The following is a 15,689-nucleotide window of genomic DNA, read 5'->3' as shown; positions in this document are numbered from 1 at the left end:
TCAGTCCCTCGAATGCAGTTTCATGCCGACATGGCTGTGTACGAAGCCTAGCCCCGCGTAAAAGCGGTGCGCCGCGGTGCGTGTAGCCGAAGTTGTCAACTGGACGAGCTTGCAATTGCGCGCGCGACATTGCTCGACCGCCCACAGAATCATCTGCTCGCCAAGTCCTTGCCCGCGCAGGCCGGCGGCAATCCGTACCGCCTCGATCTGTCCGCGCCAGCTTCCGATGAAGGAAAGCCCCGGCAGGAAGCTGAGTTGCATCGTGCCCACGACTCGGCCGTCCACTTCGGCTGCGATCAGGCGCTGGTTCGAATCGGCGTCGATGGCCTCGAACGCGGTCAGATAGCGCGGGTCCGACGGATCGGCTTCGCGCCCCGGCGGGACCACATCCTCTGCGAGCATCGCGAGGATCGCGGGAAGGTCGGCCTTCGCCGCGTCGCGGAGGATAAGGCCGCTCATTCGGCCGCCTCGATCCTGGCGAGCAGCGCCTCGACCTGCACCTGCGCGCCAGGTGTCACCTTGAGCTCGGCGACCACCCCATCGAATGGCGCGGTCAGGCTGTGCTCCATCTTCATCGCTTCGAGCGTCAGCAGCTTCTGTCCCTTCGTCACCGCGTCGCCCGTGGCGACATCGACCGCGATGATCTTGCCCGGCATCGGCGACAGGATCGCGCCGTCGCCCGCACTGCCGCCAGCACCGCCCGCGGCACGCCAGGGCGTGAGCTGCCAGACCGCGCCGCGCTCGGCGACGAGCATCGCCGGTGCCGATTGCTCGGTGCCGGGGCCGTGCAGCGTCACGTCGACGCGCTTGCCGTCGAGCAAGAAAGCTGCGGTTCGGACATCGGGCGCGTTGAGGCGGAACCCCGCCTGTAACGAGCGGGGCACCATCGCCATCGCGGCGTTGGTCAACGCCTGTTCGGACGGCCTCGGTTCGGCGGTCATGCGGTCGCCGTCGCGGGCGATCAGGCCCGTATCAACCGTGCCCGCCACGAAGTCCGGATGGTCGAGCGCGGCGATAAGGAAGGACGAATTGGTCTTCACCGGCCAGATCGCACTGTCCTCAAGCATCTCGGACAGAAACTCACGCGCTTCGTCGCGGTCCTCGCCATGGGCGATCAGCTTGGCGATCATCGGGTCATAGAAGGGCGAAACCGCGGCGCCTTCATAGACGCCGGTGTCGATGCGCCCGAGATGCTCGGGGAGCTGGAAGAGTTCGAGCGTGCCGATCGAAGGGAGGAAGCCCTTGGCAGGGTCTTCGGCATAAAGCCGCGCTTCCATCGCCCAACCGTTGATCGAAAGCTCATCCTGCTTGAGCGGGATCGGTTCGCCGCTCGCGACGCGAAGCTGCCATTCGACCAGATCGACGCCGGTGATTTCCTCGGTCACCGGATGCTCGACTTGCAGCCGCGTGTTCATTTCCATGAACCAGATGCGGTCGGCGCGCAGGCCCTCGCTGGCGTCGGCGATGAACTCGATTGTCCCCGCGCCGACATAGTCGACCGCTTTCGCCGCGCGCACCGCGGCAGCGCAAAGCCCGACGCGTGTCGCTTCGTCCATGCCGGGGGCAGGGGCTTCCTCAATCACCTTCTGGTGGCGGCGCTGGAGCGAGCAGTCGCGCTCGAAGAGGTGGACGACATTGCCGTGCGTGTCGCCGAACACCTGCACCTCGATATGGCGCGGGGTCAGGATATATTTCTCGATCAGCACATGGTCGTTGCCGAAGGACGCGGCCGCCTCGCGCTGGCACGAGGCGAGTGCGTCGGCGAAGTCCGCCGCCGCGTCGACCCTTCGCATCCCCTTGCCGCCGCCGCCCGCAACGGCCTTGATGAGCACGGGATAGCCGATCTGCGCCGCTTGTTCGGCGAGATAGGCGGGATCCTGATTTTCGCCCATATAGCCCGGCGTCACCGGTACCCCGGCGTCAGCCATCAGCTTTTTCGCGGCGTCCTTGAGGCCCATCGCCGTGATCGACGAAGGCTTCGGCCCGACCCACACCAATCCCGCGTCGGTCACCGCATGCGCAAACTCGGCATTTTCAGAGAGGAAGCCATAGCCTGGATGTATCGCTTCGGCCCCGGTCGCCTTCGCGGCGGCGATGATCTTTTCACCGACCAGATAGCTCTCGCGCGCCGGCGACGGCCCGATATGCACGGCTTCGTCGGCCTCGCGAACATGCAGCGCCTGGGCATCGGCGTCCGAATAGACCGCAACGGTCCTGATACCCATCGCGCGCGCGGTGCGGATGATACGGCAGGCGATTTCGCCGCGATTGGCGATGAGGAGGGATCGGATCATGGTGCTTCGCTAACCTCGAAGTGCAGAACGTGCGGTTCCTTCTCGATCAGGAAATCCGCGTCGAAATCATAATATTTGGCCGTGTCGACCGGCGTCCCGGCGAAGGCCTCGACAACGGCAAGATCGTCCCAGAAGGTCAGCATCTCGAAATGCACGACGTCACCCTCTTCACGGTGCAGGCACCACGCCCCGCGATTGCCGGGCACCGACCGGTAATCGGGGATGGCGACGTCGAGCATCAGCTGCCGATAGGCGTCCGCCTTGGCCTTCGGAACGATGCCATGCCAGCGCCGCGCGATCATTGCTCCGGACATCCTGTCTTGCGCTGCGTCCAGGTGATGTTGAGGACGCGCCACGCACCATCCTGCTTGACGAGATCGACATGATTGATCCCGCAATGTGACAGCTTGCCGTCGAGTGTGAACACATAAGGAGACCAGACCATCGCAATCGGGCCCTCGACGTGCACGTGCGGATCGATGAGCTTTTCCACCGGCGCGCCCGGGATTCCGGCAAGATGCTGCTCGAACGCGCCCCAAGTACTGAAATGCAGCTTTTCCTTGCCGTCTTCACCGATCGTTGCGGCGGTCGCGCGTCCCTCGGCGATCGTCACCGCCGCCATGGCCGCGGGGTCCTTCGTAGCGAGCGCATCGAACATTCGGTCGATGGTGGCAAGCACCGCCCGAGATTCGTCATCGGCGCCATGTTTCTGGTGCTGCGCAAAAACGGGGGCGGCAACACAAAGCGCGAAGGCGAAAGCCAGTTTAAAGTACATGGTTCATCTCCTCACATCCGGAACACACCGAACCCGCGGTCCTCGACCGGGGCGTTCAGCGTGGCAGCAAAAGCCAGTCCCAGCACGTCACGCGTCTGCGCGGGGTCGATGATGCCATCGTCCCAGAGGCGCGCCGTCGCGTGATAGGGATTGCCTTCGTCCTCGTACTTCTGGCGGATCGGTGCCTTGAAGGCTTCAGCCTCTTCGGGCGTCCATTTGTCGGCATCGCGATGGACCGTTGCCAGCACGCTTGCCGCCTGCTCGCCACCCATCACGCTGATGCGCGCATTGGGCCAGGTGAAGAGAAAGCGAGGCGAATAAGCGCGCCCGCACATGCCGTAATTGCCCGCGCCGAAACTGCCGCCGATCAGCACGGTGATTTTCGGCACGGCAGCTGTGGCGACGGCGGTCACTAGCTTGGCGCCATGCTTGGCGATACCCTCTGCCTCATATTTGCCGCCGACCATGAAGCCGCTGATATTCTGGAGGAAGAGCAGGGGGATGCGCCGCTGCTGCGCCAGTTCGATGAAATGGGCGCCCTTGAGTGCAGACTCGCTGAACAGCACGCCGTTGTTGGCAAGGATGGCGACTGGAATGCCCCAGATATGCGCGAAGCCGCAAACCAGCGTCGCCCCATAGCTCGCCTTGAACTCATGGAACTCGCTACCGTCTACGATCCGCGCGATCACCTCATGCACATCGTAGGGAGCGCGCACGTCCTGCGGGATGATGCCATAGAGTTCGTCCGCGTCATACTTGGGTGGTCTGGGCTCTCTAAACCCGTTCGCATCGAGCGAAGTCGAGATGCCCGAAGTCCGCGCGCCACCTCCCGGTGTCTCTACTTCGCTCGACAAGAACGGACCCGAGAGATGCGACATGATGTCGCGCACGATGGTCAGCGCATGCTCGTCATTCTCGGCCAGATGGTCGACGACGCCCGATTTTCTGGCGTGGAGGTCCCCGCCGCCGAGGTCTTCGGCGCTGATTTCTTCCCCGGTTGCGGCCTTTACCAGCGGCGGGCCGGCGAGGAAAATCGTGCCCTGATCGCGGACGATCACCGTCTCGTCGCTCATCGCGGGAACATAGGCACCGCCGGCGGTGCAGCTTCCCATCACGCAGGCGATCTGCGGAATACGCTTCGCGCTCATATTGGCCTGGTTGAAGAAGATGCGCCCGAAATGGTCGCGGTCTGGAAAAACCTCGGCCTGGTGCGGCAGGTTCGCGCCGCCGCTGTCGACAAGATAGATGCACGGCAGCCGGTTCGCCTCGGCAATCTCCTGCGCACGCAGGTGCTTCTTCACGGTCATCGGGTAGTAGGTTCCACCCTTCACCGTCGCATCGTTGCAGACGATCATGGCCTGTATGCCGGAGACGCGACCGATTCCGGCAATCATGCCGGCCCCCGGCACTTCGCCTTCGTACATGTCGCACGCCGCGAGCTGGCCGATCTCGAGGAAAGGTGAGCCCGGATCGAGCAGCCGCTCGACGCGCTCGCGCGGGAGCAGCTTGCCGCGGCTCGTGTGCCGCTCGCGCGACTTTTCGTTGCCGCCCAGCGCTGCTTCGGCGACACGCGACCACAGTTCGTCCCGCAGCGCGCGATTGTGCGCGGCATTGGCGCGAAACGCCTCGCTGTCTGTCTGGACCATGCTTTGCAGGACCGGTGCGCTCACTGTCTTGTCTCTCCTGTCGCTGGCCGCGGGGGTAATCCGACGCTCGTCGATTGAAAAGCGCCGCAGGCCGAAATTGGTTGGCATTGAAACCAAATCATCACAGGCGTATCCCCCTCGGATATTCCCCCAAGCTTGAGGTTATCAGCCCATGAAGAAGACTGTTTTCGCCCTTCTGCTGTCCACTGCCGTGATCGTGGGAGGGCCTGTCGCCTGCACCAGCGGCAAGGATGAAGGCTCGGCCGCCTACACCATCGGCACCGACCTCGGGATCAGCAAGGCCGCGATGGATACCAGCGTGAAGCCGGGCGACGATTTCTATGCCTATGCAAATGGAAACTGGCAGAAAACAACCGAAATTCCCGCCGACCGTTCCTCGACCGGCGCTTTCTACGCGGCTTTCGTCGAGACGGAGAAGCGCAACCGCGAACTGGTCGACGCGATCGTCAAGGGCACGCCCAAGGAAGGCAGCGACGAAGCGCGCATCGCCAACTTCTACAAGGCCTATATCAACACACAGGGGATCGACGCCGCGGGCATGAAACCGGTCCAGGCCGACCTGGCGCGCTTCGCTGCGATTACTGACAAGGCGGGGCTGTCCAAGGTGCTGGGCGAACAGATCCGCGCCGACGTCGACCCGCTCAACGCGACCGACTTCAACACCGAAAATCTTTTCGGCATTTTCGTCACCCAAGGCCTCGCGACCCCGGGCGAGGTGCTGCCCTACATGCTTCAGGGTGGCCTCGGCATGCCCGAGCGCGAATATTATCTGTCGTCCGACCCCAAGATGGCCGGCCTGCGCACCGCTTATCAGGCCTATATCGCCAGGCTTCTGACCGCCGCCGGGATGGCCCACGCTGACGCCAAAGCGACGCGCATCTTTGACCTCGAGCTCAAGATCGCGAAGGCGCACGCGACGCGTGAGGAGAGCGAGGATTTCACCAAGTCGGCGACCGTCTGGAACAAGGGAGAGTTCGCAAAGAAGGCGCCGGGTATCGACTGGCCGGCCTTCTTCGCCGCAGCCAAGCTCGACGGCGCGACGAAGGTTGCTGCCTATCACCCGCGCGCAATCACCGGCCTCTCGGCGCTCGTCGCATCCGAGCCGCTCGACGCGTGGAAGGACTGGCTGATGTTCCATCAGATCAACAGCCACGCCGACGTGCTGCCGAGCTCGATCGATCAGGCGCATTTCGCATTCTACGGCACCGCATTGTCGGGAACGCCCCAGCAGCGGAGCCGCGACAAGCGCGCCCTCGCGGCGCTCGACACCTATCTCGGCGATGCGGTCGGCCGCGCTTATGCGGAGAAATATTTCCCCGCATCGGCCAAGGCCGAGGTCAGCGATATGGTCGACGGGATCAAGGCCGCCTTCGCAAAGCGCGTCGAGGCGATCGACTGGATGGCGCCCGAAACCAAGAAGGAAGCCCTGAAGAAGGTCGAAACGATCGCGGTCGGCGTCGGCTATCCCGAGACGTGGCGCGACTATCGCAGCTATTCGGTTAGCGCCGATAACGCCTATGCGAACGCGGTCGCGGGGGAGAAGGCCGAATATGCACACCAGCTTGCGAAGATCGGCAAGCCGATGGACAAGGGCGAGTGGTGGATGGTCCCGCAGACGGTCAATGCAGTCAACCTGCCGGTGCAGAACGCGCTGAACTTCCCCGCCGCGATCCTCCAGCCGCCCTTCTTCAACGCGCAGGCCGACCCCGCCTATAATTACGGCGCGATCGGTGCGGTAATCGGCCACGAGATCAGCCACAGCTTCGATAATAATGGCGCGGCCTTCGACTCGACGGGGGCCCTGCGCAACTGGTGGACGGCAGCCGACCTCAAGAAGTTCGAGGCAGCGGGCGCTGCGCTTGCGGCGCAGTATGACAGCTACAAGCCGTTTCCCGACCTTGCGGTCAACGGCAAGCTGACGCTGGGTGAGAATATCGCTGACGTGGCGGGACTTCAGGCCGCCTATGATGCCTATCGCGCGTCGCTGAAGGGCAAGGAAGCGCCCGTGATCGACGGCTTCACCGGTGACCAGCGCTTCTTCATCGCTTATGCGCAGACTTGGGCGACCAAGATGCGGGACGAGGCGCTTCGCGCGCGCATCGCCACGGACGGCCACGCGCCGGGCATGTACCGCGCGTTGACGGTGCGCAATCTGGATGCGTGGTACAAGGCGTTCGACGTCAGGGAAGGCGACAAGCTCTACCTCGCGCCCGACAAGCGCGTGCGCGTGTGGGGATGATGTCAGGGGAGGGCGGGGCACTCAGTCGGTCCCGCCCTTGCCGCCCGGATCGCCGGGCTTTTCCTTCAGGATCAGATAGCGATAAACGCCGACGCAGTTGATGCCCAGCAACGCTATATTCTGCCACCCGATGCCTTCGCTGTCGGATTGCAGGAAACCCCAGGCGATCAGCGAGAGACTGCTGGTGACGAAGATCACGAAGGCCCAGCCGGTCCAGCGCCGTCCGAGGTTGAGCGAGACGAGCAGCGCTGCAAGCGTTGCCGCGCCGGCGCCATAATATTGCAGGGCGTCGAGCAGCGTATCGCTCATTTTCCGGTCTTCCCGTACACGAACTCGAGCTTCAATCCGTCGGGATCGGCAAAGAAGACTGCATAATAGGTCGGGCCGTAGTGCGGGTAATCGGCGGGCGGGTCGAGTATCGTCGCGCCGATGCCGCGCAGCAGGTCGTGGAGGGCGTCGACGTCCTCGCGGCTCTCCGCCGCCCAGGCGAGATGATGGAGGCCCGGCGAATAGCGATCATGCGTCCGCGCGGCACCCTCGCCGCGCGCTTCGATGATCCCGATCGAGTGGAAGGGCGCGCCGGCGCGATCCCAGTCGCTGCCATGGCCGTAATCGGCCGTACGGCGATAGCCGAGAAAGCCGAGAACCGCGTCGTAAAAGACGCGCGAGCGTTCCTTGTCGGCGACCGTCAGGTCGATGTGATGGACGAGCCCGCGCATGCTCATGCCAACGCGCCGTTCAGAGCAAGGATGCCAGCGCCGCTGAGCGCAGGCCAGGCAATATGGCGGCCCCGTGTATAAACGGCGTCGAACAGCCCAGTGGCAAGCCAGGCTGCGCCAATGGCTGCAATCAATTTGGTCGGCGTGCCGGACCAGGCCACCGCCATCGCCGAAATCAGCATCAGCACCGATGTCGCATGCCAGGCAAAATGGATGATGCGCCGTGACAGAGGGTCGGCCAGCGGTCCGGCTTCGCTGTGCAACAGCGGCACGATCAGCCTCCGGTATCCCAGCAGCGAATGAACTCCGGCCGTCGTCACCATGAAGGCGGCCGACAGCCACAACGAGATCACGCGCCGGCGCCGATCAGTTCGCGGCCGATCAGCATGCGGCGAATCTCGTTCGTCCCTGCACCGATGTCGAGAAGCTTCGCGTCGCGCCAGTAACGCTCAACCGGCCAGTCTTTCGTATAGCCCGCGCCGCCCAGTGCCTGGATCGCCTCGCCTGCGACCTTCACCGCATTTTCGCTCGCGAGCAGAATCGCGCCTGCTGCGTCGAAGCGTGTCGTCTGTCCGGCATCGCACGCTTTCGCAACATTGTAGACATAGGATCGTGCCGACTGGAGCGCGACGTACATGTCGGCAATTTTTGCCTGCATCAGCTGAAACGAACCGATCGCCTTGCCGAACTGCTTGCGCTCGCGGACATAGGGTATGACCGTGTCGAGGCAGGCCTGCATGATGCCGAGCTGGAGCCCGGCGAGTACGACGCGTTCATAGTCGAGCCCCGACATCAGAACGCCCACGCCGCCATTTTCGGGCCCCATGACCTGTTCCTCGCCGACCTCGCAGTCGGTGAAGACGAGCTCGGCGGTCGGCGAACCGCGCATGCCGACCTTGTCGATTTTCTGCCCGATCTCAAAGCCCGGCATGCCCTTTTCGATCAGGAAAGCGGTGATACCGCGTGATCCCGCTTCGGGCGAGGTCTTGGCATAGACCACCAGCGTATCGGCATAGGTCGCGTTGGTGATCCAGAACTTCGTGCCGTTGAGGACATAGCCGCCCTGGACCTTCTCGGCCTTCAGCTTCATCGACACGACGTCGCTACCCGCGCCGGCTTCCGACATGGCGAGGCTGCCGACGTGCTCGCCCGAAATCAGCTTGGGCAGATATTTCGCCTTCTGCGCGTCATTGCCCCAGCGGCGGATCTGATTGACGCACAGGTTCGAGTGCGCGCCATAGCTCAGGCCGATCGCCGCCGACGCACGCGATACTTCCTCGACCGCGATCACATGCTCCAGATAGCCAAGTCCGAGCCCGCCCCACTCTTCCTCCACCGTGATGCCATGCAGCCCGAGTTCGCCCATCGCGGTCCAAAGTTCATCGCGCGGAAACCAGTCGTCGCGGTCCGCCCGGTCGGCGAGCGGCGCGATCTTCTCATCGGCGAAGCGGGCGGTGGTATCGCGGATCATGTCGGCAGTTTCGCCAAGGGCAAAGTCGAAGTCGGGGGTGGCGCGCATGAAGGTCCCTTCGCTCATAGAGGGCCGCGATAGTGCCTCAAAATCTCAGTATATGGAAATTGAAAGGACTCAAGATTTGGCATAAGTGAAATTTATGATAAAGCGCGCGCACATTCGGCAATTCCTCGCTGTCGTCGATGCCGGCAGCTTCACGCAGGCGGCGCTGCGCATCCGCGTCACCCAGCCGGCGCTCTCGACGGGCATCGCCGAACTTGAAAAGCTCGTAGGGACTTCGCTGTTCATCCGTAACCGGCGTCAGGTCCGGCTGACGCAGGCCGGCGGCCGCTTCCTGCCGATCGCGCGCGACCTTGAACGCGGCTTCCAGGCCGCAGACGCATTTGCCGAGAACGCCCCCGCCCCCGCGAGTGAACTGAAGCTTGGCATCATTCGCTCTGTACCCGGCGAGCTGCTCCAGACGATTGTGAGAATTCTGCGTCCCGGCTTTTCCATCGAACTCGTCGAGAGCCGCGATTCTGAACTGCGGGCCGCGCTTGGCAGCGGACGTCTCCAGATGGCGTTGCTGCCCCTTCGCGCCGGCGAACGCGGCCCGCATGTGACGCCGCTCTATGAAGAGCCGCTCAGCATGTTCGTCGCCTCGGACCACCCGCTTGCGGGGCGTGTCGAGGTGGCACCAGAGGAACTGGCCGCCGAGACGATGATTGCGCGCCGGTCGTGCGAATTTCTCGACGCGACGAGCCGCTTTTTCACCCGCCATGGCGTCCGCCCGCGCTTTGCGCTGCGCAGCGAGAGCGACCAGCGGTGCCTGCGTATGGTTGCCGCCGGAATCGGGATCACTACTGCGCCTGTGTCCCTCGCAATTGAAGGCATCGTGCCGCTGGCGGTTGCGGGATATGATTTCCGCCGCGAACTCGGGCTGCTCGTCGATCCTGCATGGAGCGGGCTAGCGGGCGTCGCCGCACGGCTCAGCGATGCGATGGAAGCGATCCGCGCCGCCGGCGCCGAATGGCGTACCGCGCGGGTCGACGCCGCAGCATGAAGCTCAGGGGGCAAGTCTGGCTTGCATGGGCAAAAGGCCATACAGTTTGCGCAGCGTCGCTGCTGACGGCAAGGGCGGGGGCATGATCGATACGCTGACTCATCTCGACCGGCTCGAGGCCGAGAGCATCCATATCATGCGCGAAGTGATGGCCGAAGCGGTCAAGCCCGTGATGCTTTACAGCGTGGGCAAGGACAGCGCGGTGATGCTGCATCTTGCGCGCAAGGCCTTCTATCCTTCGCCGCCACCGTTTCCGCTGCTGCACGTCGACACGACATGGAAATTCCGGGCGATGTACGAGCTTCGCGACCGGATGGCCGCTGAAAGCGGTATGGAACTCATCGTCTATCAGAATCCCGAGGCGCTGGATCGCGGGATCAACCCTTTCGATCATGGACCCTTGCACACCGACATGTGGAAGACCGAAGGGCTGAAGCAGGCGCTCGACCTCCACGGCTTCGACGTGGCGTTCGGCGGCGCGCGCCGCGACGAGGAGAAGAGCCGCGCCAAGGAGCGCATCTTCTCGTTTCGCACATCGACGCATGGCTGGGACCCGAAGAAGCAGCGGCCCGAGCTCTGGAACCTCTACAACGCGCGCAAGGCAAAGGGGGAGAGCATCCGCGTCTTTCCGATCTCGAACTGGACCGAACTCGACATCTGGCAATATATCGCGCGCGAGAATATTCCCATCGTCCCGCTCTATTTCGCCGCGCCGCGCCCGACCGTGGAGCGCGACGGCCTGCTTTTGATGGTCGATGACGAGCGCTTCCCGCTACTTCCGGGTGAAACGCCCGTCGAGCGCTCGGTGCGCTTCCGCACGCTCGGCTGCTATCCGCTCACCGGCGCCGTCGAGAGCGCGGCGACGACTCTGCCCGAGGTCATTCAGGAAATGCTCCTCACGACCACCAGCGAACGACAAGGGCGCATCATCGACAAGGACGGCGGCGACGCGTCGATGGAGAAGAAGAAGCAGGAAGGGTATTTCTGATGACCGACCCTGTCTACGTCACCGACGCGCTGATCGCCGAGGATATCGACGCCTACCTCGCGCGTCATGAGCAAAAGTCGCTGCTCCGCTTCATCACCTGCGGCTCGGTCGATGACGGCAAGTCGACGCTGATCGGACGCCTCCTCTATGACTCGAAGATGATCTTCGAGGACCAGCTTGCGGCGCTCGAAGCCGACAGCAAGCGCGTCGGGACGCAGGGGCAGGAGATCGACTTCGCGCTGCTCGTCGACGGCCTTGCTGCCGAGCGCGAGCAGGGGATCACCATTGACGTTGCCTATCGTTTCTTCACGACCGAGAAGCGCAAATTCATCGTCGCCGACACGCCGGGCCACGAGCAATATACGCGCAACATGGTCACCGGCGCGTCGACTGCCGATCTTGCGGTGATCCTGATCGACGCGCGAAAGGGCGTCCTTACGCAGACGCGTCGGCACAGCTTCCTCGCGCACCTGCTCGGCATCCGGCACATCGTGCTCGCGGTGAACAAGATGGACCTCGTCGGCTACGACAAGGCGGTGTTCGACCGCATCGCGCTCGCCTATCGCGCTTTCGCGAGCGAGATCGGTATCACCCATTTCACCGCGATCCCGATTTCGGGCTTCAAGGGCGACAATATCACCGCGCTGTCGGAGAACACGCCCTGGTTCAAGGGACCGGCGCTGATCGAGCATCTCGAGAGCGTCGAACTCTCCAGCGCGAGCGACGAGGCGAAGCCGTTCCGGCTTCCGGTGCAATGGGTCAACCGGCCCAATCTCGACTTCCGCGGCTTTTCGGGCCAGCTCGCGAGCGGCACGGTAAAGCCCGGCGACGCCGTGCGCATCCTCCCGAGCGGCAAGACGACGACGGTCGGGCGCATCGTGACTCTCGACGGCGACCTCGACGAAGCCGTCGCGGGCCAGTCGGTCACGCTGACGCTCGCCGACGAGATCGACTGCTCGCGCGGCGACGTCATCGCCGCGGCGGACAATCCGCCCGAATCCGCTGACCAGTTCGAGGCGACGCTCGTCTGGATGGCCGACGAGGCCATGATTCCGGGCCGCGCCTATTGGCTCAAGCTCGCGACACAGAGTGTTTCGGCGACGGTGCAGGCGCCGAAATATGAGATCAACGTCAACACGCTCGACCATCTCGCCGCCAAGACGCTCGATCTGAACGGCATTGGGGTGGTCGAACTGACAACAGACAAGCCGATCACCTTCGAAGCCTATGCCGACAACAGGACGCTCGGCGGGTTCATCCTCATCGACAAGCTTACCAATGCAACCGTCGCTGCAGGGATGCTGCACTTCAGTTTGCGCCGGGCGCAGAATGTCCATTGGCAGGCGACGGACGTCAGCCGCGAGGCGCGCGCCGACCTCAAGAACCAGAAGCCCGCCTTGCTGTGGTTTACCGGCCTTTCGGGGTCGGGCAAGTCGACGATCGCCAATCTCGTCGAGAAGAAGCTGTACCGGATGAACCGGCACAGTTTCCTGCTCGACGGTGACAATGTCCGCCACGGGCTCAATCGCGATCTCGGCTTCACCGAGGCCGACCGGATCGAGAATATCCGCCGCGTCGGCGAGGTTGCAAAGCTGATGACCGATGCTGGGCTCATCGTCATCACCGCCTTCATCTCGCCCTTCCGCGCCGAACGCGACATGGTGCGCAGCATGCTGCCCGAGGGCGAATTCTTCGAAATCTTCATCGACACGCCGCTCGAAGAAGCCGAGCGGCGCGACGTGAAGGGACTCTACAAGAAGGCGCGCGCGGGGCAGCTCAAGAATTTCACCGGAATCGACAGCCCCTATGAGGCACCGGCCCATCCTGAAATTCACATCGACACCACCCGGATCACGCCCGAAGAGGCTGCCGACCTGATTGTCGAACGGCTGCTCGGCTAAGGGCGGCGAGGGAACGCTGGACAAAAGGGGGATTGATAGCCTGACATGGCGGAAAATGACGATCAACTGGCCGCACGGCTCGCGTCGGCGGCAGGCGAGATATTGCTCGACTTGCGCCGTGCGGGCGATCTGGAGGGCAAGGCACTCGGGCAGGCCGGCGACGCGGCGGCGAATGCGATGCTGTGCCGCGAACTGCGCGCCGCACGCCCCGGCGACGGGCTGTTGTCGGAGGAAGAAAAGGATAATCGGGCCCGTCTCTCGCAATCACGCGTCTGGATCGTCGATCCGCTCGACGGCACGCGCGAATATGGCGAGGGTCGCAGCGACTGGGCGGTGCATGTCGCGCTTGCGATCGACGGTGTCGCGGCGGTCGGCGCGGTCGCGCTTCCGGGCCTCGGCCTCACGCTGACCTCTGGCGCACCTCTTCCGCTCGCCAAAGCGAACAGGCCGCCGAAGATGCTCGTCAGCCGCACGCGGCCAGCGGCCGAGGCGGTCTTTGTCGCCGAAGCGCTCGGCGCCGAACTCGTGGCGATGGGCTCAGCAGGCGCCAAGGCGATGGCGGTCGTGCGCGGCGAGGCTGATATCTACCTCCACAGCGGAGGCCAATTTGAATGGGACAATTGCGCACCCGTCGCGGTTGCTGCAGCGGCCGGGCTCCACGTCAGCCGCGCCAACGGCTCGCCGCTTCGTTACAATAATGCCGACACCTATCTTCCCGACCTGCTTATCTGCCGCAAGGAACTGGCGGACGATGTGCTGCGGCTCGCGGCAGAATTTTCACGGGCCTGACCGGTCTCCCATTGCCAGCGCCCCCGCCGCGCCGTAACCCGTTTTATCAAGAAACCGAATAGCTGGGAGACGCGCGATGACCGACCTGCCTGACACCAATCTCGTCATGCTCACGCTGGTAAAGCCGGAGGGCGAGCTCGAAGTTTTCCTCGAGCGACGGCCGATGCCCGACCCGGCGCCGCACGAGGTACTGGTCAAAGTGCTGGCGACCCCGATCAACCCGTCCGACCTCGGACTGCTCCTGGGCGCGGCAGACATGTCGACAGCGCGCGCGTCGACCCGCGACGGGCTGCCTCTCGTCACCGCCGATATCCCCCCGCCCGCCATGCGCGCGATGGCGGGGCGCGTCGGCGATGCACTTCCCATTGGCAACGAAGGCTGCGGGCTCGTCGTCAAGGCCGGTTCCTCGCCCGAGGCGCAGGCATTGCTCGGCAAGACGGTCGCGCTTTTGGGCGGCGAAATCTATGCCGAATATCGCTGCCTTCCGGCGCAGATGTGCATGTTGCTCCCCGATGGTACCGACCCGCGCGACGGTGCTTCCTGTTTCGTCAATCCGCTCACCAGCCTGGCTTTCACCGAAACCATGCGCATGGAGGGGCATAGCGCGCTCGTCCACACCGCCGCCGCGTCGAACCTCGGCCAGATGCTGGTCAAGATTTGCGCAAAGGACGGCATCCCGCTGGTCAATATCGTGCGCAGCGAGGCGCAGGTCACTCTCCTCAAGAGCATCGGCGCGACGCATGTGATCAACAGCAGTGATGCGGATTTCATGGACCAGCTCACCGCCGCCTTGACCGAGACCGGCGCCACCTGTGGTTTTGACGCGATCGGGGGCGGCAAGCTTGCAGGGCAGATCCTGGCTTGCATGGAGGCAGCGGCGGTCAAACGGATGACGACCTACAGCCGCTATGGCTCGGATACATTCAAGCAGGTCTATATTTATGGCGCCCTCGATCTTGGTCCGACCATCCTCAACCGCAGCTTCGGCCTGACCTGGTCGCTCTCGGGCTTCCTTTTGACCCCCTTCCTCCAAAAGGCGGGTATGGAAGTGAACATGCGCCTTCGCCAGCGCGTGGTCGACGAACTCACGACCACGTTCAAGAGCCATTACAGCCACGAAATCTCGCTGACCGATGCGCTGGCGCTCGATATCATCGCTGAGTATAATGCAAAGCGGACGGGCGAGAAATATCTGATCCGCCCCCACGGGTAAGGGGTGCCGCGGGTTCGATCGGGGCGCTGCGCTCAGTCGAGCTTGCGATACATCACGAACGCGTCGACATATTCTCCGCTGGGAAGGCGAAAGGCCTCTGGCAGTCGCCCCACGACCTCGAACCCGAGCGATCTCCAGAGGCGCACGGCGCGCTCGTTCGTGCTGACCACGAAATTGAACTGCATGGCTCGATAGCCGCTGGCCCTGGCATGGTGGATGGAGTGCTCGCACATCCGGCGAGCAATGCCGCGCCCTGCGGCATCGGCGCGCGTCATATAGCCGCAGTTGCACACATGACCGCCGCCGCCGCCCTGGTTCGCCCGCAAATAGTAAGTGCCCAGGATTTCACCCTTTTCCTTTTCCTGGGCAACGAAGACGTGCTTGTCGGGGGCAAACCACATCTCGAGGGCTTCTTCCTCGCTCATCCCGGGGTCGCACGAATAGGTAGAGCCTTCGCGGATCGTCGGCATGATGATCGCGGCTATGGCCCGAACATCGGCCGGCACGGCAGGTCGGATAATCATCTCTTTCTCTCAGCAGCCGGCCACGCGATGCAAATCATCCCGCGACCAGGAGCAAGGGATGAAG

At 63.7% G+C, this 15,689-nt stretch carries 16 protein-coding genes; 6 read left to right on the top strand and 10 right to left on the bottom strand.

What is annotated here, in order from left to right; genetic code table 11:
- Genes LH20_RS12315 through LH20_RS12295 form a run of 5 tightly spaced genes read right to left on the bottom strand, consistent with a single transcriptional unit; the run spans position 1 to position 4,661 of the window.
- Positions 1–459 (bottom strand): GNAT family N-acetyltransferase, encoded by a 459-nt coding sequence (locus LH20_RS12315; RefSeq protein WP_053554447.1) that lies wholly within the window; start codon positions 457–459, stop codon positions 1–3.
- Positions 456–2,294 carry an acetyl/propionyl/methylcrotonyl-CoA carboxylase subunit alpha gene (locus tag LH20_RS12310; protein WP_053554446.1) on the bottom strand — a complete coding sequence of 613 codons (1,839 nt, stop codon included), beginning with the start codon at positions 2,292–2,294 and terminating at the stop codon, positions 456–458. Before LH20_RS12310 ends, LH20_RS12315 begins: the two co-directional genes overlap by 4 nt.
- Entirely contained in the window at positions 2,291–2,596 is a 306-nt protein-coding gene (locus tag LH20_RS12305; protein WP_053554445.1) for an antibiotic biosynthesis monooxygenase, read from the bottom strand. The genes LH20_RS12310 and LH20_RS12305 overlap by 4 nt, the downstream gene beginning before the upstream one ends.
- A complete protein-coding gene (locus LH20_RS12300) occupies positions 2,593–3,069 on the bottom strand; it encodes a hypothetical protein (RefSeq protein ID WP_053554444.1) in 477 nt (158 codons plus the stop codon). The genes LH20_RS12305 and LH20_RS12300 overlap by 4 nt, the downstream gene beginning before the upstream one ends.
- A gap of 11 nt (positions 3,070–3,080) precedes the next feature.
- Entirely contained in the window at positions 3,081–4,661 is a 1,581-nt protein-coding gene (locus LH20_RS12295; protein WP_442800464.1) for a carboxyl transferase domain-containing protein, read from the bottom strand.
- Positions 4,662–4,887: 226 nt separating this feature from the next.
- Between LH20_RS12295 and LH20_RS12290 the strand changes: the two genes are divergently transcribed.
- Complete coding sequence (locus LH20_RS12290; protein WP_053554442.1) at positions 4,888–6,975, top strand: M13 family metallopeptidase; 2,088 nt, start codon at positions 4,888–4,890, stop codon at positions 6,973–6,975.
- A 21-nt stretch (positions 6,976–6,996) separates the two neighbouring features.
- Here LH20_RS12290 and LH20_RS12285 read toward each other — a convergent pair whose 3' ends face one another.
- Genes LH20_RS12285 through LH20_RS12270 form a run of 4 tightly spaced genes read right to left on the bottom strand, consistent with a single transcriptional unit; the run spans position 6,997 to position 9,213 of the window.
- Positions 6,997–7,284: a hypothetical protein gene (locus LH20_RS12285; RefSeq protein ID WP_053554441.1), complete on the bottom strand. Its 288-nt coding sequence runs from the start codon at positions 7,282–7,284 to the stop codon at positions 6,997–6,999.
- A complete protein-coding gene (locus LH20_RS12280) occupies positions 7,281–7,700 on the bottom strand; it encodes a VOC family protein (RefSeq protein WP_053554440.1) in 420 nt (139 codons plus the stop codon). The genes LH20_RS12285 and LH20_RS12280 overlap by 4 nt, the downstream gene beginning before the upstream one ends.
- Positions 7,697–8,047: a hypothetical protein gene (locus LH20_RS12275; protein WP_053554439.1), complete on the bottom strand. Its 351-nt coding sequence runs from the start codon at positions 8,045–8,047 to the stop codon at positions 7,697–7,699. The genes LH20_RS12280 and LH20_RS12275 overlap by 4 nt, the downstream gene beginning before the upstream one ends.
- Positions 8,044–9,213: an isovaleryl-CoA dehydrogenase gene (locus tag LH20_RS12270; RefSeq protein WP_053556270.1), complete on the bottom strand. Its 1,170-nt coding sequence runs from the start codon at positions 9,211–9,213 to the stop codon at positions 8,044–8,046. Before LH20_RS12270 ends, LH20_RS12275 begins: the two co-directional genes overlap by 4 nt.
- Before the next feature lie 94 nt (positions 9,214–9,307).
- On the opposite strand from LH20_RS12270, the gene LH20_RS12265 reads away from it, so the two are divergent.
- The 5 genes from LH20_RS12265 to LH20_RS12245 all read left to right on the top strand — a co-directional run bounded on the left by LH20_RS12265 (position 9,308) and on the right by LH20_RS12245 (position 15,101).
- Entirely contained in the window at positions 9,308–10,210 is a 903-nt protein-coding gene (locus tag LH20_RS12265; protein ID WP_235526966.1) for a LysR family transcriptional regulator, read from the top strand.
- Between the two features lie 82 nt (positions 10,211–10,292).
- Positions 10,293–11,198, top strand: a complete 906-nt coding sequence (cysD, locus tag LH20_RS12260; protein ID WP_053556269.1) for a sulfate adenylyltransferase subunit CysD — start codon at positions 10,293–10,295, stop codon at positions 11,196–11,198.
- Positions 11,198–13,099, top strand: coding sequence for a sulfate adenylyltransferase subunit CysN (gene cysN / locus LH20_RS12255; protein ID WP_053554437.1), 1,902 nt, complete (start codon positions 11,198–11,200; stop codon positions 13,097–13,099). The genes cysD and cysN overlap by 1 nt, the downstream gene beginning before the upstream one ends.
- A 45-nt stretch (positions 13,100–13,144) precedes the next feature.
- Positions 13,145–13,888, top strand: a complete 744-nt coding sequence (locus LH20_RS12250) for a 3'(2'),5'-bisphosphate nucleotidase CysQ (RefSeq protein ID WP_053554436.1) — start codon at positions 13,145–13,147, stop codon at positions 13,886–13,888.
- A gap of 76 nt (positions 13,889–13,964) precedes the next feature.
- Positions 13,965–15,101 (top strand): zinc-binding dehydrogenase, encoded by a 1,137-nt coding sequence (locus tag LH20_RS12245; protein ID WP_053554435.1) that lies wholly within the window; start codon positions 13,965–13,967, stop codon positions 15,099–15,101.
- A 32-nt stretch (positions 15,102–15,133) separates the two neighbouring features.
- Here the strand turns inward: LH20_RS12245 and LH20_RS12240 are convergent, their stop codons facing one another.
- The gene (locus LH20_RS12240; protein WP_053554434.1) at positions 15,134–15,625 is read right to left on the bottom strand and encodes a GNAT family N-acetyltransferase; all 492 of its coding nucleotides are present in this window, start codon (positions 15,623–15,625) and stop codon (positions 15,134–15,136) included.
- Positions 15,626–15,689: the final 64 nt, after the last annotated feature.

It is taken from the genome of Sphingopyxis sp. 113P3, from assembly GCF_001278035.1.
Taxonomy (GTDB): domain Bacteria; phylum Pseudomonadota; class Alphaproteobacteria; order Sphingomonadales; family Sphingomonadaceae; genus Sphingopyxis.
This window is presented reverse-complemented; position numbering and strand designations above follow the sequence as displayed.